At 38.4% G+C, this 22,442-nt stretch carries 22 protein-coding genes, 1 pseudogene and 1 riboswitch; of the genes and pseudogenes, 2 read left to right on the top strand and 21 right to left on the bottom strand.

Annotation, left to right across the window (positions count from 1 at the left end):
- Positions 1–2 precede the first annotated feature (2 nt).
- The 5 genes from KSHG_RS13090 to KSHG_RS13110 all read right to left on the bottom strand — a co-directional run bounded on the left by KSHG_RS13090 (position 3) and on the right by KSHG_RS13110 (position 5,280).
- The gene (locus KSHG_RS13090) at positions 3–512 is read right to left on the bottom strand and encodes a GNAT family N-acetyltransferase (RefSeq protein ID WP_010307482.1); all 510 of its coding nucleotides are present in this window, start codon (positions 510–512) and stop codon (positions 3–5) included.
- A 12-nt stretch (positions 513–524) separates the two neighbouring features.
- Positions 525–1,856, bottom strand: coding sequence for an FAD-dependent oxidoreductase (locus KSHG_RS13095; RefSeq protein WP_010307483.1), 1,332 nt, complete (start codon positions 1,854–1,856; stop codon positions 525–527).
- Between the two features lie 52 nt (positions 1,857–1,908).
- Positions 1,909–2,742 (bottom strand): putative RNA methyltransferase, encoded by an 834-nt coding sequence (locus KSHG_RS13100; protein ID WP_010307484.1) that lies wholly within the window; start codon positions 2,740–2,742, stop codon positions 1,909–1,911.
- A 123-nt stretch (positions 2,743–2,865) separates the two neighbouring features.
- Positions 2,866–4,209 (bottom strand): MATE family efflux transporter, encoded by a 1,344-nt coding sequence (locus tag KSHG_RS13105; RefSeq protein WP_010307486.1) that lies wholly within the window; start codon positions 4,207–4,209, stop codon positions 2,866–2,868.
- A 141-nt stretch (positions 4,210–4,350) separates the two neighbouring features.
- Positions 4,351–5,280: a 1,4-dihydroxy-2-naphthoate polyprenyltransferase gene (locus KSHG_RS13110; protein ID WP_010307489.1), complete on the bottom strand. Its 930-nt coding sequence runs from the start codon at positions 5,278–5,280 to the stop codon at positions 4,351–4,353.
- Between the two features lie 134 nt (positions 5,281–5,414).
- Between KSHG_RS13110 and KSHG_RS13115 the strand changes: the two genes are divergently transcribed.
- Positions 5,415–5,855, top strand: a complete 441-nt coding sequence (locus KSHG_RS13115) for a GNAT family N-acetyltransferase (protein WP_010307491.1) — start codon at positions 5,415–5,417, stop codon at positions 5,853–5,855.
- Positions 5,856–5,898: 43 nt separating this feature from the next.
- Here KSHG_RS13115 and KSHG_RS13120 read toward each other — a convergent pair whose 3' ends face one another.
- From KSHG_RS13120 to KSHG_RS13195, 16 genes and pseudogenes are all read right to left on the bottom strand, one after another.
- On the bottom strand, positions 5,899–6,783 hold the full coding sequence (locus tag KSHG_RS13120; protein ID WP_010307492.1) for a DMT family transporter: 885 nt from the start codon (positions 6,781–6,783) through the stop codon (positions 5,899–5,901).
- Positions 6,784–6,891: 108 nt separating this feature from the next.
- On the bottom strand, positions 6,892–7,074 hold the full coding sequence (locus tag KSHG_RS13125) for a hypothetical protein (protein WP_010307493.1): 183 nt from the start codon (positions 7,072–7,074) through the stop codon (positions 6,892–6,894).
- A gap of 117 nt (positions 7,075–7,191) precedes the next feature.
- Positions 7,192–9,015, bottom strand: coding sequence for an APC family permease (locus KSHG_RS13130; RefSeq protein WP_010307495.1), 1,824 nt, complete (start codon positions 9,013–9,015; stop codon positions 7,192–7,194).
- A 78-nt stretch (positions 9,016–9,093) separates the two neighbouring features.
- A riboswitch (cyclic di-AMP (ydaO/yuaA leader) is annotated at positions 9,094–9,234 on the bottom strand.
- A gap of 297 nt (positions 9,235–9,531) precedes the next feature.
- Complete coding sequence (locus KSHG_RS17650; protein WP_010307499.1) at positions 9,532–10,017, bottom strand: hypothetical protein; 486 nt, start codon at positions 10,015–10,017, stop codon at positions 9,532–9,534.
- Positions 10,018–10,028: 11 nt separating this feature from the next.
- Complete coding sequence (locus KSHG_RS13140; RefSeq protein ID WP_010307502.1) at positions 10,029–10,226, bottom strand: hypothetical protein; 198 nt, start codon at positions 10,224–10,226, stop codon at positions 10,029–10,031.
- Between the two features lie 132 nt (positions 10,227–10,358).
- Positions 10,359–10,859 carry a DNA-deoxyinosine glycosylase gene (locus KSHG_RS13145; protein ID WP_010307504.1) on the bottom strand — a complete coding sequence of 167 codons (501 nt, stop codon included), beginning with the start codon at positions 10,857–10,859 and terminating at the stop codon, positions 10,359–10,361.
- Positions 10,860–10,992: 133 nt separating this feature from the next.
- On the bottom strand, positions 10,993–11,481 hold the full coding sequence (locus KSHG_RS13150; RefSeq protein WP_010307506.1) for a GNAT family N-acetyltransferase: 489 nt from the start codon (positions 11,479–11,481) through the stop codon (positions 10,993–10,995).
- Between the two features lie 307 nt (positions 11,482–11,788).
- The gene (locus KSHG_RS13155) at positions 11,789–12,073 is read right to left on the bottom strand and encodes a hypothetical protein (protein ID WP_010307510.1); all 285 of its coding nucleotides are present in this window, start codon (positions 12,071–12,073) and stop codon (positions 11,789–11,791) included.
- Between the two features lie 123 nt (positions 12,074–12,196).
- Positions 12,197–13,075 (bottom strand): cation diffusion facilitator family transporter, encoded by an 879-nt coding sequence (locus tag KSHG_RS13165; RefSeq protein ID WP_010307715.1) that lies wholly within the window; start codon positions 13,073–13,075, stop codon positions 12,197–12,199.
- Between the two features lie 144 nt (positions 13,076–13,219).
- Positions 13,220–14,315 (bottom strand): annotated as a pseudogene (gene serC, locus KSHG_RS17050) (3-phosphoserine/phosphohydroxythreonine transaminase).
- Positions 14,316–14,608: 293 nt separating this feature from the next.
- Positions 14,609–15,190, bottom strand: a complete 582-nt coding sequence (locus KSHG_RS13175; protein ID WP_010307721.1) for an NADPH-dependent FMN reductase — start codon at positions 15,188–15,190, stop codon at positions 14,609–14,611.
- Between the two features lie 432 nt (positions 15,191–15,622).
- Positions 15,623–15,757, bottom strand: coding sequence for a hypothetical protein (locus tag KSHG_RS19020; protein WP_261797784.1), 135 nt, complete (start codon positions 15,755–15,757; stop codon positions 15,623–15,625).
- 158 nt (positions 15,758–15,915) lie between these two features.
- On the bottom strand, positions 15,916–19,095 hold the full coding sequence (locus tag KSHG_RS13180) for a YhgE/Pip family protein (protein ID WP_010307724.1): 3,180 nt from the start codon (positions 19,093–19,095) through the stop codon (positions 15,916–15,918).
- A 475-nt stretch (positions 19,096–19,570) separates the two neighbouring features.
- The gene (locus KSHG_RS13185) at positions 19,571–20,011 is read right to left on the bottom strand and encodes a universal stress protein (RefSeq protein ID WP_010307727.1); all 441 of its coding nucleotides are present in this window, start codon (positions 20,009–20,011) and stop codon (positions 19,571–19,573) included.
- Positions 20,012–20,093: 82 nt separating this feature from the next.
- Positions 20,094–20,459, bottom strand: coding sequence for an iron chaperone (locus KSHG_RS13190; RefSeq protein ID WP_010307729.1), 366 nt, complete (start codon positions 20,457–20,459; stop codon positions 20,094–20,096).
- A gap of 16 nt (positions 20,460–20,475) precedes the next feature.
- Positions 20,476–20,907, bottom strand: coding sequence for a hypothetical protein (locus KSHG_RS13195; RefSeq protein ID WP_010307732.1), 432 nt, complete (start codon positions 20,905–20,907; stop codon positions 20,476–20,478).
- A 285-nt stretch (positions 20,908–21,192) separates the two neighbouring features.
- On the opposite strand from KSHG_RS13195, the gene KSHG_RS13200 reads away from it, so the two are divergent.
- Positions 21,193–22,431, top strand: coding sequence for a LysM peptidoglycan-binding domain-containing protein (locus KSHG_RS13200; RefSeq protein ID WP_010307735.1), 1,239 nt, complete (start codon positions 21,193–21,195; stop codon positions 22,429–22,431).
- Positions 22,432–22,442: the final 11 nt, after the last annotated feature.

Genomic DNA, 22,442 nt, shown 5'->3' on the forward strand with positions numbered 1-22,442 from the left:
TTTTATAGTAAGTAGGTCATTAAATACTCATCTAAAAAAGTACCGCTCTCATCTTTAACCGAACTTTTATCGATACCGATTAAGTCAAAGCCCATTTTCTTATACAACTCAAACGCTGGTTCATTATTAACGAACACACCTAAATCAAGTTTATTCACATCATGTACTTTTGACCAGTCGATGATTGCTTGTATAATTGCTTTGCCGGCTCCATTACCACGTGCTTTTGGAGATACGTAAACCGAGCCAATATATCCTCGATGTTCCGTTTTAAATGTCGTACCGAGAGATAGCGTGGCGATGCCAAGCAACTGACCATCAATAATCGCACCAAAAATATGCTCATGCTCTTTGTTAATCGTCTCCGTTACCCTCTCTACAGGGTCATCATAGCTCGTTGCTTCCGAATACGTTTCACCGAAAGCACTCGGATCTTGTTTTAATGCTTCTTTTCGTAACTGCCAATAGTTCTCTGCATCTCGTTGATTTAAAATTCGGATTTCCATTGTCATTACATCACCTCATTAAAATTGACGTTTTGCTAATTGTTGAATAGGATCCCACACAGAGTTAAATGGTGGTGCATAGCTTAAATCTAAATCGATTAATTGGCGTAATGTAGACGCATGATACAACGCTGTTGCAAATACATCAATACGTTTATCGACACCTTTCTTACCGATGACACGTAATCCTAAAAGTTGCTGGTCATCTTTGTGCCAGTACATTTTCAAATGTAATTTTTCAACATTTGGATAGTAGCCTGCATGATTGCCGGTTTCAAATGTCACAACTTCATATGGAATGTTCAAATCTTTTAATTCTTTTTCGATTAAACCTGTCGTACCGATTTCAAGATCAAAACATTTTAAAATAGCTGACCCGACGATTCCTTTAAATTGTTCTGGGATACTTGCCATATTTAATCCTGCAATACGTCCTTGTTTATTCGCTGTCGTGCCGAGTGGTAAATACGTATTTTGTCCTTTAATGATGTGATAATGTGTCGCACAATCACCCGCCGCATAAATCGATGGGATGTTCGTTTCCATATGGGAATCGACGACGATTGCACCATTTTTCAACATATGAATACCTGAGTCTTTCACGAAATCCGTACTCGGTTTTACACCGACCGCTTCAATGACAATATCCGTGTCGTACGTAGCTGTCGTTGTCGTCACAGATGATACGTGATCGTTACCATCGTATGATACGAGTTGTTCATTGAATAATACGTCGACACCTTTTTGGCGTAGCTCTTCGTGAATCATTTCCGCAAAATCGCTTTCTAAAAAGCTAACAACTTGTTGACTACGAATAAGCATACGTACTTTTTTGCCTGCCATCGTTAACGTCTCTGCTAATTCTAAAGCGATGTAACCGCCTCCGATAATCGTCACAACTTCCGCATCGTTTATCGCTTGTTGCAGTTGTTTCGTTTGCGGAATTGTTTTGAAGAAGTAAATGCCATCTAAATTATATGCTTCGTCTTTCAACACTTTTTTTGGGCTTGCGCCTGTCGCAATAATCAATCGATCATAAGCAATTTCAAAAGTTTCTTTCGTTTGTACATCGAAACCCGAAACCGTCTTCTCTTTCGGATGAACAGCTGTTACACAATGCCCTTCTCGCGTATCAATTCCGTATTTATCTTTAAACTGCGCCGCTGTTTTGTGCACGACGTCCTCTGCATTTTCAATACGTCCATCTAATACATACGGCAATCCACATTGTCCATATGAATAATGGAAGCCTTTCTCTAATGTAATAATGTGTGCTTCTGAATCGTGACGATAAATTTCCATCGCCGCGCTCATACCCGCTGCATCTCCACCAATTACAACATAATTCATATCGTATTCACCTCATCAATATTTTCCCTGCATACGTATTTTTAAACGGCGATTAGTAGCCAATTAACACGTCAACATCAATCGTAATTTCAGTTAATTTCCCTGCTTCGATTTCTTTTTCTTGATGCCAGCCCATTGGCGTCATATGTGCGAGTAATGGTCCTAATTCTTTCGTAATCGGCATCGTTTTCGTCACGCGATGAACGGTAACATTTTCAAAGTTTTCTCGGAAGCGTGTAACGGTTTTTTCATTTGAATACGATTCCTTTGAAGAATCCGCAAAGAAAAGCTCTCTTAGCTGATGTAAATAGCCTTCTTGCGGCACAATTTTAATTACTTTTCCTGTATCCGTTAATAAACGACGGAATTCCGTATAATTGGCAGGGGATAAAAAGTTTAAAATACAATCGAAACTTTGTGAAGCATAAGGACTTTTCGCCAAGTCTCCGACGATCCACATCATATCTGGATAATTTTTTGCCGCTTGGACGATACCTTCTTTTGCGATATCAATACCTGACGCAACGAATTGTTCCGTAGCACGTCGTTGCAATTGATCTAAATGAGACCCTTCACCACACCCTGTATCTAATATCGTTTTTACATCGTGCAATTCATTTAAAATGACCGCGTATACCGCTTCATATAAATTGCTATCGATTACTTGTTTTCTCGCTTCAAAAAGCGATTTGTCATACATAGACGTCACAGCATGTGTCATCATATTGACGTATCCTTGCTTCGCCATATCAAACATATGACGCCCGTCGCAACAAACCGTCCCATTTTCTTCTACGTGCATCGCTTCATGACAAACAGGACATTGTAATAATGCTTCATTTTCTTTGAAATACGTAATGGCACGCTCTTTTTTAGATAATCCCATCGTAACACCTCTTTACTTATTTTTATGACGTGTAAATAAAAAGAAAAACCACTCTTTAAAGCGATTTCTCTTTTAAATTGCTTATATAATTATTCGCATGTCTCTCGTTGTAAGTATACCATGTTACTTCGGTGAAACGAGAATATGACGTTCCCATTTGCGACTCTTCCAACGAATCATGACGATGATGCCTCGACACCACTCATCGGCAGCAATAGCTAACCATACACCTGGTAAGCCCATATTTAAATGGAATACGAGGAAATAGCCTAAAGGCAAACTCATACATACCATCGAGAAGAATCCTAAAATCAACGGAAATGTCGCATCCCCGGCTGCCCGTAGCGTATTAATAATCGTAATATTAAACGTACGACCCGTTTCAAGGAAAATACTTAATAATAAGACGCTCGCACCAATTTTAATGACTTCCTTATTTGATGTGAAAATACTCATTAATTGCTCTCTAAAAATGATGACGACGATGACAGATACGACCGTTAAGCTCAATGCCCATCTAACGCTTCGCCATAGTTGATGATACGCTTCCTCTTTCATACCCGCACCGACGTATCTTCCGATAATAATCGCTGTACCTGCACCAATTGCTAGCGCAAATAAATACGTAAACATTGAAATATTGTACGCATATTGTCGTGCCGCAAGCGCTTCTGCACCAAGATACGTCACGTAATACATTAAAACGATTTGGCACATTTGATACAACGCTTGTTCAAGCGCTGAAGGAATACCAATTTTAAATATTTTCTTCATATAATTCATCGGCATAGCGATAAAATCGCCCCACTGAATTTTCACTGATAATACACGATACAGTAACCAACAAAAAACGATTAGTGCAAGTCCTCTACTAATTACAGAAGAAATCGCCGCTCCTTGAACACCTAAAGCTGGTGCACCAAAATGTCCAAAAATCAATATGTAATTCAAGATGATATGCAAAATGTTCATGCCGAGTGACACGTACATCGCTTGTTTCGTAAAGCTATGCACACGTACGATGGCTGCTGTTGCATTAATCAACGCTTGAAGGAAAATCCCTCCGCCAATAATAATTAAATATTGCTCAGCGTATTGTAAAACATCCCCATGTAAATTCATCGCGGCCATCATCGAATTTGAAAATAATAAGAAAATCCCACTCATAATCAGTCCGAAAAATAAATTTAAAACGATGGCGACAGCCGCAATTTTAGGTACTTCGTCAAACCTTCTTGACCCGATATATTGTGCGACGACAATCGAAGCACCGTTACCGATTACTTCTAAAACTAAAATCGTCACGTGAATAAATTGGTTAGCCGTCCCGACACCTGCTACGGCATCGTCTGCCAATTTACTTAACATTAACGTATCCACAATCCCCATTAACATAAATAGCAACATCTCTAAAAAGATCGGCCACGTCAATGTGAATAAATGCAGTTTTTCTTTCACTGCTTCCATACATACACCCCTATTTTCTGTAAATAATAACTGATGTATCATAGCATATTTTCATACACTTTTGTGTTGCACGTTTACATGCCACATACTTTGTGAACACATAAAAAAACTACCCTTTTACAAAAAAGAGTAGTTTTCTTGTTAGTTAATTAAGTACGCAATAATTAAGCCAATTGATAACAGCAAGCCGAAAAATGTATTCGTCATCGCTGTAGACTTCATCGCAAGTCCTTGTTTTTGTGGAATTCCTTCGCCTTCGCGGAAGTTTTTAATTGCTGCAATCGGTTTTGGAATACTAATTAACACAACGAGTAACCATGGACTAACTTGTCCCATAATAACTAATGCGATAATCCATGCGTATGAGATGATGAAGCTGATTGCTAATGCTGTAATCGCATGTTTACGGCCGAGTAAAATTGCTAACGTTTTACGTCCACCAATCGTATCTTCTTTAATATCACGAATATTGTTCGACATATTAATGCCTCCCACTAAAATACCTAAAGGAACAGATACGAGGAAGCTTGTCCAGCTTACATCCCCTGTTTGAATGAAGTAAGCAATTAGAATAAAACCAATCCCCATTGCAAGTCCTGCGAACAATTCACCGAAAGGTGTATAAGCGATTGGGAACGGACCACCTGTGTATAAGTAGCCAATTGCCATCCCAATTAAACCGATGACTACGAGCCACCAGCTGCTTGCCATACAAATGTAGACGCCAATTGCCATCGCCATCGCATACAGTACAAGTGCAAAAGCAAGTACAGAAGATGGTTTCGTACCGTGGCGTACGAGTGCGCCACCAATCCCTACTGAATCTACTGTATCGAGACCTCTTTTAAAGTCATAGTATTCATTAAATAAATTTGTTGCGATCTGTAAGCATAAGCAGCAAACGAGCATCGCTACGAATAATAACCAATCGATTTTCGTATCGAATAAAGCAAGTGCCGTCCCTAAAATAACAGGAGAGAACGTTGCTGTTAACGTATGTGGGCGTGTTAATTTCCACATTAGTTTTGCCGTACTAATATCTTCGACTGGTTGTGAGTTTGGTTGCCCCATGTCACAACTCCCTTTCTTTTTGTCTAACTCTATAATAGTAACGTATTTTTACAACGTTGCCAAAGTGTAGATTTCGCTTCTGTTTATAAATTTCGTATAATGAACACAACCCCTATTTTGAAGGAGGGCATTTCATGCATTTTGAAACGATTGTTATTGAAAATGAACAACAATTACAACGCGCATTAACGATTCGAAAAAAAGTGTTCGTAGAAGAACAACACGTACCATTAGAAGACGAGGTCGATGAATTAGACGTATTAGACGGACCTTGCCGTCACCTACTCATTACGACGAATGAAGATGAAGCGGTAGGCACAGGTCGCGTTCGTTTAATCGAGCAGTACGGAAAGCTACAACGCGTCGCCGTATTAAAAGACATGCGCCAATTCGGTATTGGACGTCTTATTATTGCTGAACTTGAAACGCTTGCGAAACAACTCGGCGCACAAAAAACGAAATTAGACGCGCAAGTGCATGCGATTGGCTTTTATGAAAAACTTGGCTACACCGTACAATCTGACGTTTTTTTAGACGCGGGCATTGAACACGTTTTAATGACGAAGTCTTTATAATACGCAAAAGAGAAGCTTGATTTAAAATCAAGCTTCTCTCTTTTTATATTGCGTTTGTATTTTCTTTCGCCGGTACAGGTTTTAAAAGCGTATAAACAATCCCACCGAAAATAAAAATCATACCGAGCATTTGCAATACGCTCGGTCTAAAATCAAGAATCGTCACATCCAAAGCAATCGCAACGAGCGGATCTACGAAGACGAGTGCGGACGTCATGAGTGCCGATAAATATCGTAAGCTATTGAAAAATAAATAATAAACGAATCCCGTATGAATAAATCCTGTTCCTAATATGTACAGCCAGTTCGATGTCGTCAATCCTTGGAATTCACTGAAAGACACGATTGGAGCAAGGATGATGATTCCGACAATCGTTTGTAAAAATGTCGTCGCATAGGCACTTAATTGTTGAATACCTTTTCCTAAAACCATTGTCATCGCATAACAAAGCGCTGATAAAATCGCCCAAATGAAGCCGGAATTTAAAAAGTTATCCACAGAAGAAAATTCTCGTAAGCCGACAACGAGCAAACTTCCGATAAAACAGCACGTAACTGCTAAAACCGATTGTATATTTATTCGTTCGTTCAAAAAAATTGTTCCCATGACTAAAACGAAAATCGGGGCTAAATTGTAAATCGAAATCGCTGCTGAAATAGACATCGCTTCAAATGCCTTAAATAAGAATACCCAATTCAAAACAAGAAATACGCCACAAAAAAGTGTTTGAAGCACTTCTTTTTTTAGCCATGTTTCTTTTTTATATTGTCCGACAATAAACCAAATACTCATTAAAAAAATTGTCGCACAAATACATCGAACGAAGACGAGTGCTTCTGCGCTAATACCTGTCTTACGCGTGAAAAAGCCAATCGAACCGAAAATCGCCATCGACAAAATCATTTGAAACGCTGCTCCTTTATTCATCGTACACCTACCTTTTTATTTTTTCTTATCGTATCACGTTTTGCTCTACACAGAAAAACCCTCGAAATCCATTTATGGATTTCGAGGGTTTTCATTTATTACTTTATACTATTGACGTTCAGAATTTTTTTCAGCTTCGCTTTTACCCGGTAACATTAAAATACCAATGGCAAAAATGATAATACCGGCGTAAAGAACGTACTCCACTGTCGTTGATTGAACGATACCTAGTGGATGTGTTAAACCGATTAATAATAAAATTAATCCTCCAAAGAATACTAACAGTCTCATATGAACTTCACTCCTTTTTAATATAGAATTTAAGCAATATAAGCATTTACGATTAAGGAAAATCCTACTTCGCTTTAAAAATGTCTCATTTAATTTGCTTAACAAATACTATATTCCCTATTTTTTCGTTTGTAAACCTATGTGATATGGAACAGTTATGACTGTTACACCTTTTTTATATAACAGAGCCATCCGAAGTAACATCCCCGTTTGATTGTGCAAAACGTACTGCCACCATTTCGTCGGAATAAGTTGTGGAACGATGACAGACATTTGTGTTCTTTGTATATCTGTCATTTTTTGAATATGATGAATTACCCGTTCCATCGGTTGAACGACTGTCCGGTATGGCGACTGAACGATGATTAATCGAATGTTTGGTTGCCACTCTTTCCACTGTTGTTCAAACAGATGAGCCGCTTCTTTGTCAAACGCGATATGCACAGCAATAATTCGATCTGGTTTTAATTGCATCGCATAATGCAAAGTATATTGTGTAATTTGATTAATGCTCGTCACCGGTAAAATGAAGTAACGCTGTCCATCTTCTCGTAGGAATGGTTCTGTGACAGCCATTTTTTCACCGACTGCGATTAAATGTGCTCGTATACGGTGAAGGATGTAGACAATCACCGGTAATAAAACAAAAATTGGCCAAACGTATGCTGTTTTCGTTACGATAAAAATAACAATGACGCTCGTACTTAACAACGCTCCGATAAAGTTAATAGTACCTTTTACGAACCAACCTTTCGGACGACTGCGCCCCCATCGAAGAAGCATGCCAAGCTGTGCGAGTGTAAATGGAATGAAAACTCCCACGGCATAAAGCGGAATGAGTTGACTCGTATTCCCTTTAAATAAAATTAAAATGATGATTGCCCCGATACTCAATGTGATAATGCCATTTGAGTATCCGAGTCGATCACCACGTGCTTGAAACATTCGTGGTAAATAATGATCTTTCGATAAGTTTACAGCAAGCATTGGAAATGCTGAAAATCCTGTATTTGCTGCAATGACTAATAAAACCGCCGTTACGCCTTGGACGATATAATACATCGTATGATGCCCAAATACATAGCTCGCCAGTTGTGATACGAGTGTATTGTTTGCTTGTGGTACGAGATGAAAAGCGTAGCTTAACCAAACGATTCCTAAAAACAAGCACGCGAGAATAATTCCCATCATGACGAGCGTCGTTTGTGCATTTTTTTCTTCTGATTTTTTAAAGTTTGGCACCGCGTTTGAAATCGCTTCTACTCCTGTTAACGCGGAGCTACCTGATGCGAATGCTTTTAAAACAATTAATAAGGAAATCGTTGAAAAGTGCTGTGCTACTTGCGGTGCATCTACTACTTGCCCCGTCATCACTTTATATGTGCCGACAAGTAACAACCAAAACATGATGCCGATGAATCCGTAAACTGGATACATTAAAATCGTTGCCGATTCATTAATACCACGCAAATTTACGAGCATGAGAATTACGACGAAAATAATCGACAATAGTAAATTATGTGCTTGTAACGAAGGGAATGCCGACGTAATAGCATCCGCTCCTGCTGAAACACTAACAGCAACCGTCAACATATAATCAATGAGTAAAGAACTTCCGGCAACAAGCCCTGCATTGTTACCAATATTTTCTTTCGATACAGCATACGCCCCACCACCGTGTGGATACGTATGGATAATTTGACGGTACGATAAAATGAGCGTTAACAATAAAATAAAAATGGCGATTGCGATCGGAATAGAATATACGAACGCTGCCGTTCCAACGACCATTAACGCGATGAAAATTTGCTCTGGTCCATATGCGACAGATGACAAAGCATCTGATGATAAAATGGCGAGCGCTTTCTTTTTCGTTAATCGCTGTTCACTTAGTGTATTTGATTTTAATGGTTTTCCTATGACGAAACGTTTCCAAAACATATGCCACACCTTCTCCAAAAAGAGTAAGTTTCCAATGCTGTGTGTATAAAAAAAAGCAACACCAAATAAAAGGAGTTGCCTTCTCCTTACGAACGCTTACGAGGTTAGCTGTCGGATTCAGACCATAAGTAGCCTTACCATTTATCAATGGATTCACCCCAAGAAGCAATGCTTCACAAAATTGGTTCCCCCGCGTTTTCACTTCAGCGATTTAGAAACGATTTGAAATTTGTAGTTATTCTACTCCGGTGAATAGCCTGTGTAAATGTATCCAATGAACTATCTTTTCAGCAAATCATGAATCGTTAGAGCGGCTAGAACAATCCGTAAATGAAAAAAGAGTGGGCTAGGAAACTGATTTACGAAAGGACACTTCTTTTAAGCTGTATTTAACGAACGGTCCCCCCGTGTATGGCGTGGAACGATTCAATTTTATCCATCAAAAAACACGTCCAAATATTTTATACATTTGGACGTGTTTTTTCTTATTGACTACGATTTTGACATAGTCTCTTGTTATTTCATTGATGTAGCAATTTGTAATAACGTCATCGGTTTTTGAACAGAGCTAAGTTGAATAATTTGTTGATCACGTTGTAATACGAGACGGTGATTTTTACCGACTGCATCTAATTGAATAGCTCCGTATTGTTTCGGAACAGGTAAACTTTTTTTATCCAAATATGCGACCGTCGTTTTCGCTAATGCGACACCTTGGTCTTGTTTATTCGTATAACTGTGTGTCGTCAATGCCCAACGTCCTTCATTCCAAGACGTATACAACTGTCCCGCACCTGCATCTTGGTACGCTTCAATTTGAGCTGTCAGTTTTTGTTTTTGACCACTTTTTTTCGTGAATTTTATATAGCCTACTTCATCTTTCGCTTTAGAAAATGTATTGTAATTTTTTATTTGAAGTTTTGCGATTACTTTTTTAGGTGTTTTTGAAAGTGCTTTTGTATTCACACCGAGTTTCTTTTTCGCTTCATAATACGTAATCACTTCACCATTTTTTATTTTTTCGTTTGTGCAGTTAAGTAGTAACCCTTTGAAACGGGAACATTTGTCGGCAATTGGAAATGAAGCGGTGTTTGAATTGTTTGCTCCAATTGCTCATTAATGGATACGTTTTTTGCATTAGCGGACGGCGCAATTGTGATAGCCATCAAGCTTATAATAATAGGAAAAGCAAACTTATAAGTTTTTTTCATCTCAATTACCTCCTGTTTAGTTAAGAAACTTCTCTTACTCATAAAATTTCCTTTATGTGTGCATTTAAAACGTATCTTCCCGAAAACACATCAAAAGGCATCTTTTCTAGTAGTAGAAAAGATGCCTTTTATTTAACCAACATATGTTGTTAACGTCGACCAACTTTGAACTTTCTCTTCGAAACTTTTTACATTTTTTCCCGGAATAGGACTCGTAGATGGCATTTTATAATACGCTCTATTTTCTAACGTTTCTAAGCCAATTTTCTTCTTAAATACATCGAATGCCTTCCCACCATTAAAAACAATCGCTTCAATTTGTGGATACGTTTCGAAAAATAAATGGAAATCATTCGGAATTTCGTTATGTATGTTCGCATCTAAACTACCTTCTCGCTCACAAGTAGCAATTGAATCCCACAAACCAATTTGATGTTCAAGCAACCATGCCAATCTCTCGTCGTATTGATTAGGTACAGGTTCTTCAAAAAGTTCTCCAATAATTCGCCAAAAATGATTGCGTGGATTTCCATAATATTGTTGTTTTTCTAGTGATTGCTTTCCTGGCATAGACCCGACGACCATTACTTTCGTTTGTCTGTTTACGACAGGATGTAATACGTTTTCAATCATTTTCATTTATCCTCTCTTCATGGAAATTAATTATACATACCCTATATATCGGCAAGTTATCCACAAAATAAAAAGGACCGGCTCGAATTTATTTTCAAGTCAGTCCTATCTACTATTTGCGGTATCGTCCATGTTAAATCGCCACCTGTTGTTTTATTTTGTAATGCATTACAATAACTTCGCCTTTTGCACCCATCGTGCGAACACCTTCATCGATAAATCCAACTGCATGGTACAAGCCTTGCGCTGCTGTGTTGAAAATATTGACGACTAATACGATCTCATTTTTTTGAGGAAAATGCTCTGTTACAAAGTCAGGTAACATTTGCATAACACGCTTCGCATAACCTTTTCCTTGATGATGAAAGTCCGTCGATACGGCACGTAATAAAATGGCGTTTTCATTATCTGAATATAATTTACGACCTTGATCGCCATCTAACATTAAAAAATTTGTAATCTCGCCTTCGTCCGTCGCAATTAGCGGGTAGCGATATGGGTCATTTTGAGCCATTTCTAATGCAACCATTGGGTCTGTCGTAAAGTGTAGTTGTTCCTCTGTTAATGTGTAGTTCTGAAGCATTTCACGATGCTCTAGTTCAGTGTAAAAATGTAGTTTCATTTCTTGCTCCCTTCGAGTGTCAGTAAGACTAATTTTAACGACTTAAATCGTACTTTTCAACAGAAAATTGTTGTCTAATTTGTGTTATCAATTTGCTTAAATTTGACGTAATACGATATTTCAAAGTTGTTTTTTGCTAAAAAATAGTGTAGCATATTTCTCCTCATTTTCACCATCTATTTTTCATAAATTTTAGCTATTTTTTTACGTCCATTCCCATCATTTTCAAACAAAAAAAAACTTCTTTTCCCTCAAAGAAATCTGTTGAGCGAAAAGAAGTTTTTTATGTTTATAAAACTGTGCTTACTTATAAGAAACGTGCATCTACGACTTTATCTTCAGCACCTAAATTAGTCACCATTGTGTTAAAAGCTTCTACAGCTTCTTCAAATAAAGCTTTCGATTGCTTGCTTTCAACTTCTGCTGGTTGTTTAACACGAAGAGGTGTATACGGTTCATTAAATTGTTGTACTTTTGCTTGGAAAGCTTGTACCGCATCGTTTTCGTTAATGTTTGGATCCATGTATGTGTAGACGTCAAAAGAATGGAAATTTGCGAAAAAGCGTGTGTAATCATCCGATGCTTTATTCATTTTTTATTTGAAAAATTCCATAAACCGTTCATTGATTTTAATACGTTTAAACCTTGCGTTACAACCATCTCAACTGCTTGAGCATTTGCCATTGTATCCGCCTCCTATATAAATTTCATCCATTTATATTGTAGCATAATCCGCCGGTTCTATATGCACAAGCGTCACCGCAAATGAATTATATTCGTGAACAACTGACTCGATCACTTCTGTAATATGATGACTTTGTACGACGTCCATTTTCGGATTTACCGTAATCGTCACGTCTAAAAACATCATGTTACCAGACATACGACCTTTCGTATCTTTTACAAAAATAACACCGTCTACTTCTTGAATGAGCGCTTCGATTTCTTTTAATTCATGCTCATCAAAACCGTCCGTCAACGTATGCACAGCTTCAACAAAAATCTCATAAGCTGTTTTAATAATAATGAATCCGACAATAACCGCTGTAATCGAGTCAATAACTGGGAAGCCGATAATTGCCGCTAAAATACCGATGGCTGTCCCGATACTCACAATTGCATCCGAACGATTATCGTACGCAGCCGCTTTTACAGCAGAACTTTTAATACGTTTCGCTAAACGAATATTGTACATGTAAACGAAATACATCACAATCCCACAAAAAATCGCAACGATCGCTGTTAGTAAAGAAGGGGCTTCCGCTTTCCCTTCGATGAAACTTTTTGCTGCATTAAACACGACTTGTAATCCGACAACTGCCATAATAAATGAAGCAATCAAGGAAGAAACTGTCTCCGCACGTAAATGACCATAGTGGTGATCTTCATCTGGCGGACGTTGTGAAATACGCAATCCTACTAGAACTGCAACAGATGCGATAATATCTGTCGTATTGTTTAAACCATCGGCCTTTAAAGCTTCTGATGTTCCGATAAATCCAATTGTTAGTTTTAATGCACTTAAGAAGAGATACGTAAAAATACTAACCCAAGCACCTTTTTCCCCTTCACGTAAGTTTTTATATACGTCCAAAAAGTTTCCCTCCTCCAAAAATCTTAAAAACGACAAAAACGACGTAGAGCGAAATCGCTCTACGTCGTTTATATATTGGCTTGCATTCATCTACATTTTTTAGACTTTCACTAGTATATCAAAAATACAATTTGGATGAAAGGATTAATGTTTCGCTTGGAAATCTTTCATAAATGTCGCTAACGCTTCACACGTTTCTACAGGTACGGCATTGTATGTAGATGCACGACATCCTCCGACTGAACGGTGACCGCCTAGTCCTACAAAACCTGCTTCTTTCGCTTCCGCTAAAAAATTGTTTTTCTAAATCTTCATCTGCAACGCGGAACGTAATATTCATAAGTGAGCGGCTATCTTCTACTGCATGCCCTATATAGAAACCTTCGCTACGATCAATCACATTGTAAATGAGCGCTGCCTTTTCTTTATTACGTTTCGCAATTGCCTCTACGCCACCTTGCGCTTCAACCCACTTCAACACTTCACCTAACATGTAAATGCCGAAAGTTGGCGGCGTGTTGTAAAGTGAATTTTTTTCTGCGTGTGTTTTATATTTCAACATCGTTGGAATGTTGTCTGCTGCTGTTTCAAGGAAATCTTTACGTATGATGACAACCGTTACGCCTGAAGGGCCGAGATTTTTTTGGGCACCTGCATAAATCATCGCAAACTTAGAAATGTCTACGGGACGAGATAAAATATCACTCGACATATCCGCTATAAGTGGCACATCTCCCGTATCAGGGAAGTCTGCCCACTCCGTACCGAAAATCGTATTATTCGATGTAATATGTACGTATGCATCTTCTTTGCTGAATGTTAACTCATCGAAAGTAGGAATATTTTTATAGTTGTTGTCTTTAGAACTTGCAATAATTTTTGCATCGCCTAAAAGTTTCGCTTCTTTAAAAGCTTTTTCAGACCAAGAACCTGTTTGTACGTAACTTGCTGTTTGACCTTCTTTTAAAAAGTTCATCGCAAGCATCGTGAACTGTAAGCTCGCCCCACCTTGTAAAAAGAGAACTTCATAATTATCAGGTATAGCGAATAATTTTTTAAGGCGTGCGATTGCTTCTGTGTGTACTTCGTCATATTCTTTACTACGATGACTCATCTCCATTACAGACATGCCAGCACCTTTGAAATCTACTAACTCTTCTTGAGCTTTTTGTAGTACTTCAAGCGGTAATGCTGATGGACCTGCATTTAAGTTATAAGCGCGTTTAACAGTTGTCGTCAATGTAATACACTCCTTGTGGATTATTTATTGTTCCCCATTCTACTCTATTTTCTGTATTTTTTGAAGGTTTTGACGAATATTCATCTAAAATTGTAATATTATTCTGAAAAATACAACGAAAACAAGAATATTATCGTAATTTCTCCGTCTAATTATCGTAAATTCAATTATTCTTCATTTTTTATTAAATCGTCATTTTTTCAAATTGTCCTCTTCAAAAACACAAAAAAGGAAGCCACTGATCGTAACTTCCTTTTTAAGAAAATTCATTTTCATGAATAATTTATATGCTATTAGCGAATTGTTTTTAAAGCTGTTGCCCAAGGAATTACTTGGTCTAACATTTGACCAACAGAAGCTGCTTGGACGTCTTTCGGTTTGAAAGCACCATTTTCGAAATCTGTGAATAATGAAAGGGCTGGGTGTACACGAACATCTGCTACTAATAATTCGCCAAGAATGCCGCGTAAATGTTCAGCTGCGCGTGCGCCGCCGACTGAACCGTATGATACGATACCAGCTGCTTTGTTGTTCCATTGTGCTTGTAAGTAATCTAATGCATTTTTCAATGCACCTGTGATTGAGTGGTTGTATTCTTGTACGATGAATACGAAACCGTCTTGTGCACCGATTACTTCAGCCCATGCTTGTGCTCCTGGCGCTTCAGCTGTACCTAATAATGGTAAGTTATAATCTGCAATATCAATTACTGTATAGTTCGCGTCACCGCGTTTGTCTGCTAGCTCTTTTACCCAAGCGCCCACTTGTGGTGATACGCGTCCTTCACGTGTAGATCCTAAAATAATACCAATGTTTAATTCAGTCATGTCATTTCCCTCTGCTTTCTTTTTGAATAATTTATTAAAAATGCTCATTTGTTGCTACCTCTCATATCTCGAATTCAATTAGTTCGAATTGATTTATCTTGAATTCTAAATAAATAATAACATCTCGAATTCAAGACGTCAACAAAAAAGAAAATGATTAAATGAAAAAATGATTCAACCATTTTCACGCCGTAGTTATTTAGGTATTTGTCGTTTGATGTTGTTGCAATGACGAAGAAGTGTTTAAAGAGGTACTGCTCGTTGATGTTGTATTTGTACAAACTTGAATAATCCGTCGATTCGTCATTTGATAAAGCTAATGCTAACTTTTCATTCACTGCGTCTATTTGACTTTGAATTACCGTTAACTGATTTTATGACGCCGCACCCTTTTTCGTGTAATGAATTGTTTTCGCTCCGCTAATAAATCGGACGTTGACGTCGTACTCGTTGAATTACTTAATAATGATGCGAAGCTGCTTATACTACTTGAATCTGCTCCAAGTAATGAAAAAGCGTGTTCGTAGTAGCATCTGTTGCATTCGTATTCGACTGACTACTGTAGTTTCCTAGTAGTTGTTGCAACGTTGTATTACTTATTGATGAAATAGACATCCTCTAACGCCTATACTCATATTTCCGCACTGTGTTATTATACGTACGCTATGCGTCAGCACTATGTAAAAAGATCATTAAAATAAAACGACTAGCTCTCGATTCATGATCGAAAACTAGTCGTTTAAATCGCTATTTAGAAAATTTGCGTAATCATTTTACACGGCTGCATTATCTTCAGATGACTTGCTCGCAAATTTTGCAGACAATGTTTTATATCCTAATAGGAAACCGATCCCCGTTAAAGCAGAAGCTCCTACTAAATAAATTAACAAGACGCCAACACTTGCAAACATGCTACTGAAATCACCTGTTGAAATTACAGAAGTAAATCCTTTAATTGAATACGTGAACGGTAAATACTCACTTAAGTTACGTAGATTTTCTGGTAACATCGCAATTGGTAAATTTGCGCCTGTAATCGATAACTGTAGTACGACAAATGCGAGTGCAATAAATCTTCCTAAGTTGCCGAATGCTGATACTAAGAAGAAAATAACGGACATAAAGGCAAGACTCGCAACAATTGCAAATAAGATGAACAATGATACGCTCTCTACGTGTAATTTTAAGAAGAGAAGAGAGAACGTCGTTAATACGATAGCTTGAATAACTGCGAACAAACCTAATTGAAGCCACTTACTCGCATACCAGCTAAATACCGAACTTGGCATAACTGCTGGTTTTTTGAACTTCGTGAAGAATGATAGAACGAGTAATCCAACGAACAGTGCAAGTGATAAAATGTACGGTGCTGTTGAATCACGGTAATATGAATAGCTATTTACTTTTTGACCGCTTAATTTTACTGGTGAAGCAAACATCGCAATATTTTGGTCGGTTGGTTGTACCGCTGCGACTTGTTCTTCGCCACCTTTTAAGCCTGTTGCTAGTTTGTCACTACCTTTTTGTAATGCTTGTGTACCGTCATTTAAAGCCGTTACACCCGTTGTCATCGTTTTCCAACCTGTTGCAACGGTCGCATTCCCATCGCTAATTTGTGTTAAGCCATTTTTAAGATCAGATGAACCTTTTTCAAGAGCGCCCCAAGAATTCAAAAGCTTCCCGTTGCCATCTGCTACTTGTGTCGCACCATTTGATAATTTCGATGCTCCTGTTGCAAGCTGATCGCTACCATCTTTTAATTGAGAGACACCTGTCGATACTTTACTTTGACCTGCTACAAGTTTGCCAAGTCCTGCATCTAACGCATCTGAACCATTTTTCAATTTGCTAATGCCGGCTACAGCTGTTGATTGACCATCAACTAACTTGCCTACGCCCGCTACAGCTGCTGATTGACCATCAACTAACTTACCTACACCCGCTACAGCTGCTGATTGACCATCAACTAGCTTATTCACACCCGCTACTGCTGCTGATTGACCATCAACTAGCTTATTCACACCTTCTACTGCTGCTGATTGACCATCAACTAATTTATTTACACCCGCTACTGCTGCTGATTGACCATCAACTAATTTATTTACACCCGCTACTGCTGCTGATTGACCATCAACTAGCTTATTCACACCCGCTACTGCTGCTGATTGACCTGAAACGAGTTGGTCAAGACCTGCTACTGCTTTTGTTTGACCTGCTACGAGTGATGATAAACCGCCTGAAACTTTCGCTTGTCCTCCTACAAGGCTATCAACGCCTGCAGAAACTTTTTGCTGACCAGCTACTAAACTACCTAGTTTCGTACTTAATTCAGTTGCGCCGCTACCAACACTCGCTAAACCACCGCTCACTTGTGTTGCGCCACCTTTAATTTGTTCTAATCCCGCATTTAATTCATCAATTAAGCCAGGCAATTTTGTAACGTCTAACTGCCCCGCTGCTGCTGCTGCTTTCACTTGCGCTAAGCGTTGTTGCATTTGTGCTGCACCTTCCGCTACTGCATCTGCACCTGGTTTTAACTTTGTATTAATTGGTGCTGCAATGGCGGCTGCACCTGCTTGTGCCGCTTGCGCACCTGCTACTAAACTTGATTGACCTGTTTTTAATTCATTTAAGCCAGCTGTCATATCCCCTGAACCTTTTTGAAGAGATTGTAAACCACCTAAAATTTCTTTTGATCCGGGTTGTAACGTTTTCAATCCTGTTAATACTTGACCTGAACCACCTTGCAGTGATTGTAAACCTGTTAGTACTTGACCCGAACCACCTTGCAGTGATTGTAAGCCGCCTAGCACTTGACCTGAACCACCTTGTAGTGATTGTAAGCCTGTTAGTACTTGACCTGAACCACCTTGCAGTGATTGTAAGCCGCCTAGTACTTGACCTGAACCACCTTGTAGTGATTGTAAGCCACCTAGCACTTGACCCGAACCACCTTGCAGTGATTGCAAACCGCCCAGTACTTGACCCGAACCACCTTGCAGTGATTGTAAGCCCGTTAATACTTGACCCGAACCATTTTCAAGAGAAGAAAGTCCATTGGCTACTTGACCCGAACCATCTTTCGCACTACCTAACCCTGCAGCAATTTGGCTCGTTCCGTCTTGTAGTGCACTCGCACCATTACTTAATTGTTTCGCACCATTATTTACACTCGTTGCGCCATCTGCCACTTGTCTTGAGCCGTCTGCTAATTTCGCAACGCTAGAAGTTCCTCCTGCTACAGAAGAAGCAAGCGTCCCAGCACCTGTTTCTGCTGCTTTGGCTCCAATAGCTAATTTATTAATATCAGCTGATTTGTCTGTAAGCGATGTTAACAAAGTATTCGTTCCATCTGCTAATTTTCCTGCACCTTCGTTTAACTGCTTCGCACCGTCAGCTCCATCTGCAAAACCGTCTTTTACGTCTGCAAATTTCGCAAACACTGTACGTGCATACGTCGCAGTAATTTTATCCCCAAGTTGCTCACGCATTTTTTCAACAGCTGAATTCGTCACTTGCGAAGCCATGAAGTTCATACCTTCATTTTGAATGTAACGTAACTCTGGCACTTTCGGATTAGCATCTAATACCGTCGTTACTTCTTGTGAAAAGTTCTCCGGTACTTCTACGACCATGTAATACTTTTGAGACTTCAAACCTTTCATTGCTTCGTCTTCAGAAACGAAGTCCCACCCCAATGATTTACTTTCTTTTAATGTGTCGACGAGATCACTTCCGACATTAATCGGCTTACCATTTGATTCCCCACCTGTATCTTTATTTACGAATGCGACAGGTAAGTTATCCACATTATCATACGGCCCCCAGGTTGCGGACAACAATGTTGCGACATAAACAATTGGAATTAATAAGACCCCTAAAAGAGCTAGTAAAAGCCCTTTTCGACTAAACACTTTTTTCATCTCGATTCCAAAAAGTTTAAATACACCCATACAATCCCCCCTTGCCCAATTTAAAACGAATGAAGCCTCACTCGTTTATTACAATATATTCTATTTTATGCATTTTTTCTATACATTTTTACATCATTATTCTATTTAATGTTTATATTTTTCTTTTAAAATCAAAAATTAGCTATTTTATGAATATAATCACTTTGTAAAAACCTTCCAAAATATAACTTTCTTATGAAAGCGATTTACTTTTTAAAGAACAATTTTTTTATCAAAAATTTTCATAAAAAAAGCTAGGACAAAACCTTAACCAAATAAAAAGGGGCGTCATGACATTGAAATCATGACGACCCTTTTTTCATATGTGTAACTTGTATCGTTCTTTGTTTTAGGCCACGCTATTCGCGAGCACAGCTTCATCTCATTTTTTTGCAAAGCGCGAAAAAAATAAACATTCCGCTCGTGTAGGTTTCGCAGAAGCTACGCCCTTCAATTCGAACAAACTAATTTTATTTTAATGAATAATCATCACGGGACATTTTGCTAATTGGGCAATTTTCGAACTAACACTGCCTAACAACATACCTTTAATACCTCGTAATCCACGACTACCGATTACGATAACCCCTTGATTCGTTTGCTCAGCATATTCTAACATTGCTTTAGCTGGACTCCCTGATAATGATAACGTTTGAATATTTGTAGAAGGATATTTAGCAAGCACGACTGCTTTCGCTTTCTCAAGCATCGCTTCACTTTCTTTCGTTAATCCTTCATTCACCGCTTGAATGTAATCGCGTGTCACATCATATGGATAGGCAGGGGCAATTGGATTTTGATGCACATTGACGAGCGTTAATAACCCGTCATGTGTACTCGCCAACTCTGCGGCAGCTTCTAAAATCTTTTCATTCAAATCTGACTGATCGATGGCAACTAAAACTTTTTCAAACATGACATTCATCCTTCCCTTTATGAATTTCACTTCTATTCTACACGGCAAGTACTTGCGCGTAAACGGAAATGTGTGTGACGAATTAATGACGCCAAAAAGTTGTACATTCTTTTTTATCTTCTATATTAAAAGTAATAAATTCTCGTAATAAATCATACGGAATCGGCTTTTCCCAAGGCATACGAACGAGCTTTTTCCCATGACCGTAACCAGCGGCTTTTATTTTCTCTTCAAAACCATCTAAACACTCTGGCGCAAAAGCGATATGTTTTTTCGAAACGCTAAAACCAATAATAAACGTTCCATGATCTGTAAACATCGGTTGATTCCATTTAAACACCGGCTCTAATTGTGGAAAAGTTTCTTTCACCCATAGTAGTATTTCAACTAAACGCTCTCTTTGTTCTTTCTCTTCAATCGTTTCAATATATGCTTCAAATACGTCCATTTTCCATCCCCCTTTTCTACTTCCCTACATGAACGACGAACACATAAGATGCGTCGCCCCGATCTTTAAAGATTACACGATATGCATATACGTAGCGTCCTTCTTTTTTAGGTACTTTAAATACGCCAGCTGTTAACGGCACATCTTGCGTCACACCTTTACTCGTAACAGAAAGTGATGTTTCTTCTACGTCTAATTTCCTTGTCAATCGTAAGCGCATCTTCTCACCTTTTTGCACAGCAATTCCTTTTTTTCCTACTGCTTGTTCTTCTGGTGAAACTTTATCGACGCAACCATCTGACCAGCAATACGTTCCGATTTCTGTTGCATATTGTTGATCATCTACAATAACTTTGGCTTTCGGCATTTTCCCGTAAGAAGATTCATTACTACACCCTGCGAGTAGCACTCCTAAAATAATGAAACAGACGATAAAATATTTTGGCATTCGTCTTTACCTTCCTATTCTTTAAAATCCTATTTTTATCTATTTTACATTTTATGTATATGTTTTGCGAATTGTTCCAAAAAATTAACTTTATTTTCTTCTTTTTATACAAGCATGACAATACAATAGCATCTTTCATAATATTTTTCTTCTTTTACCATGTTAGCGTCATATTTATCATCATACTGTCTTATTATTTCTTTTCTTATCATAAAATTGTTATTTTATTGTAACGTTCATTTCGTACACTGTTCGTAACGACATATTATGAATGGGAGAATATGAATGCATACATATACATCAAAAATCACGCCAAAAATCGCCGCTACCTTACTCGGTAGTACTCTTTTATTAACAGGAATAACAGAAGCTTCTGCTGCTACTTACACCGTCAAATCAGGTGATAATTTAAGCACCATCGCTTCAAAATACGGTACATCTTACACGAACCTTATGAAGCAAAATAATTTATCATCAACTGTCATTTATCCAGGGCAAACATTAACTGTAAATGGAAAAATGGCGTCGACTTCTTCATCTACTTCGACTAACTCTACTTCGACTAACTCGTCAACATATACCGTCAAATCAGGTGATACGTTAAGTGCCATCGCTTCAAAATATGGTACATCTTATACGAACATCATGAAACTAAATAACTTACATTCTACAATGATCTACGCCGGTCAAAAACTAAAAGTATCAGGTTCTGCTAGTACGAACTCTACCTCTTCTTCATCTAGCAATTCTTCTTCATCCGCTTCAACATACACAGTGAAGTCTGGTGATACGTTAAGTAGCATTGCTTCAAAACATGGTACGTCTTATACGAATATCATGAAACTAAACAGCTTAAACTCTACAATGATCTACGTCGGCCAAAAACTAAAAGTATCGGGTTCTGCTAGCACGAACTCTACGTCTTCTTCATCTAGCAATTCTAGTTCTTCATCTACTTCGACGCATACTGTCAAAGCCGGTGAATCATTAGGAAAAATTGCTTCTCAATACAATACGACGTATGCTAAATTGATGCAGTTAAACGGGTTGAATTCTACACTCATCTTCGTCGGTCAAAAATTAAAAGTATCAGGTTCAACGACTACAAATACAGCTGGAAACAGTTCAAATAATTCTTCATCTATTACACAAACGAGTAATGATTCATCTACTAAAGTCATTGCTCTTGCGAAAAAATATTTAGGCATCCAATATACATTTGGTGGCTCTTCTCCCTCGGCTGGGTTCGATTGTTCTGGATTCATTTACTACGTCCTTAAAGAATCGGGCCGCGGTCTCGGTCGCACGAGCGCAGCAGGTTACTACTCGATGTCTAAACGTACTTCATCGCCTCAAGTCGGTGATTTAGTATTCTTTAGTAACACGTATAAGTCTGGTATTTCGCACGTCGGTTTTTATATTGGAAATGGTCAAATGATTTCTGCCGCAAGTTCGGGCATTAAAATCGATAATATCCACTCAGGTTATTGGGCGAAATACTTTACTGGCTACGGTCAATTGTAATAAAAAAGGTT

This window comes from Kurthia senegalensis (genome assembly GCF_000285595.1).
Taxonomy (GTDB): Bacteria; Bacillota; Bacilli; order Bacillales_A; family Planococcaceae; genus Kurthia; species Kurthia senegalensis.

Excerpts from the sequence above, each read along its gene's own strand:
- KSHG_RS13155 (WP_010307510.1), bottom strand. The coding sequence starts at position 12,073 with ATGAATAAAGCATCGGATGATTACACACGCTTTTTCGCAAATTTCCAT.
- KSHG_RS13095 (WP_010307483.1), bottom strand. The coding sequence starts at position 1,856 with ATGAATTATGTTGTAATTGGTGGAGATGCAGCGGGTATGAGCGCGGCG.
- KSHG_RS13130 (WP_010307495.1), bottom strand. The coding sequence starts at position 9,015 with ATGTTTTGGAAACGTTTCGTCATAGGAAAACCATTAAAATCAAATACA.
- KSHG_RS13105 (WP_010307486.1), bottom strand. The coding sequence starts at position 4,209 with ATGGAAGCAGTGAAAGAAAAACTGCATTTATTCACATTGACGTGGCCG.
- KSHG_RS13180 (WP_010307724.1), bottom strand. The coding sequence starts at position 19,095 with ATGGGTGTATTTAAACTTTTTGGAATCGAGATGAAAAAAGTGTTTAGT.
- KSHG_RS13195 (WP_010307732.1), bottom strand. The coding sequence starts at position 20,907 with ATGCCAAAATATTTTATCGTCTGTTTCATTATTTTAGGAGTGCTACTC.
- KSHG_RS13120 (WP_010307492.1), bottom strand. The coding sequence starts at position 6,783 with ATGAATAAAGGAGCAGCGTTTCAAATGATTTTGTCGATGGCGATTTTC.
- KSHG_RS13125 (WP_010307493.1), bottom strand. The coding sequence starts at position 7,074 with ATGAGACTGTTAGTATTCTTTGGAGGATTAATTTTATTATTAATCGGT.
- KSHG_RS13190 (WP_010307729.1), bottom strand. The coding sequence starts at position 20,459 with ATGGACGTATTTGAAGCATATATTGAAACGATTGAAGAGAAAGAACAA.
- KSHG_RS13090 (WP_010307482.1), bottom strand. The coding sequence starts at position 512 with ATGACAATGGAAATCCGAATTTTAAATCAACGAGATGCAGAGAACTAT.
- KSHG_RS13150 (WP_010307506.1), bottom strand. The coding sequence starts at position 11,481 with ATGAAACTACATTTTTACACTGAACTAGAGCATCGTGAAATGCTTCAG.
- KSHG_RS13100 (WP_010307484.1), bottom strand. The coding sequence starts at position 2,742 with ATGGGATTATCTAAAAAAGAGCGTGCCATTACGTATTTCAAAGAAAAT.
- KSHG_RS13200 (WP_010307735.1), top strand. The coding sequence starts at position 21,193 with ATGCATACATATACATCAAAAATCACGCCAAAAATCGCCGCTACCTTA.
- KSHG_RS13145 (WP_010307504.1), bottom strand. The coding sequence starts at position 10,859 with ATGATTGAAAACGTATTACATCCTGTCGTAAACAGACAAACGAAAGTA.
- KSHG_RS13175 (WP_010307721.1), bottom strand. The coding sequence starts at position 15,190 with ATGAGCATTTTTAATAAATTATTCAAAAAGAAAGCAGAGGGAAATGAC.
- KSHG_RS19020 (WP_261797784.1), bottom strand. The coding sequence starts at position 15,757 with ATGTCTATTTCATCAATAAGTAATACAACGTTGCAACAACTACTAGGA.
- KSHG_RS13115 (WP_010307491.1), top strand. The coding sequence starts at position 5,415 with ATGCATTTTGAAACGATTGTTATTGAAAATGAACAACAATTACAACGC.
- KSHG_RS13140 (WP_010307502.1), bottom strand. The coding sequence starts at position 10,226 with ATGAAAAAAACTTATAAGTTTGCTTTTCCTATTATTATAAGCTTGATG.
- KSHG_RS13185 (WP_010307727.1), bottom strand. The coding sequence starts at position 20,011 with ATGTTTGAAAAAGTTTTAGTTGCCATCGATCAGTCAGATTTGAATGAA.
- KSHG_RS13110 (WP_010307489.1), bottom strand. The coding sequence starts at position 5,280 with ATGGGGCAACCAAACTCACAACCAGTCGAAGATATTAGTACGGCAAAA.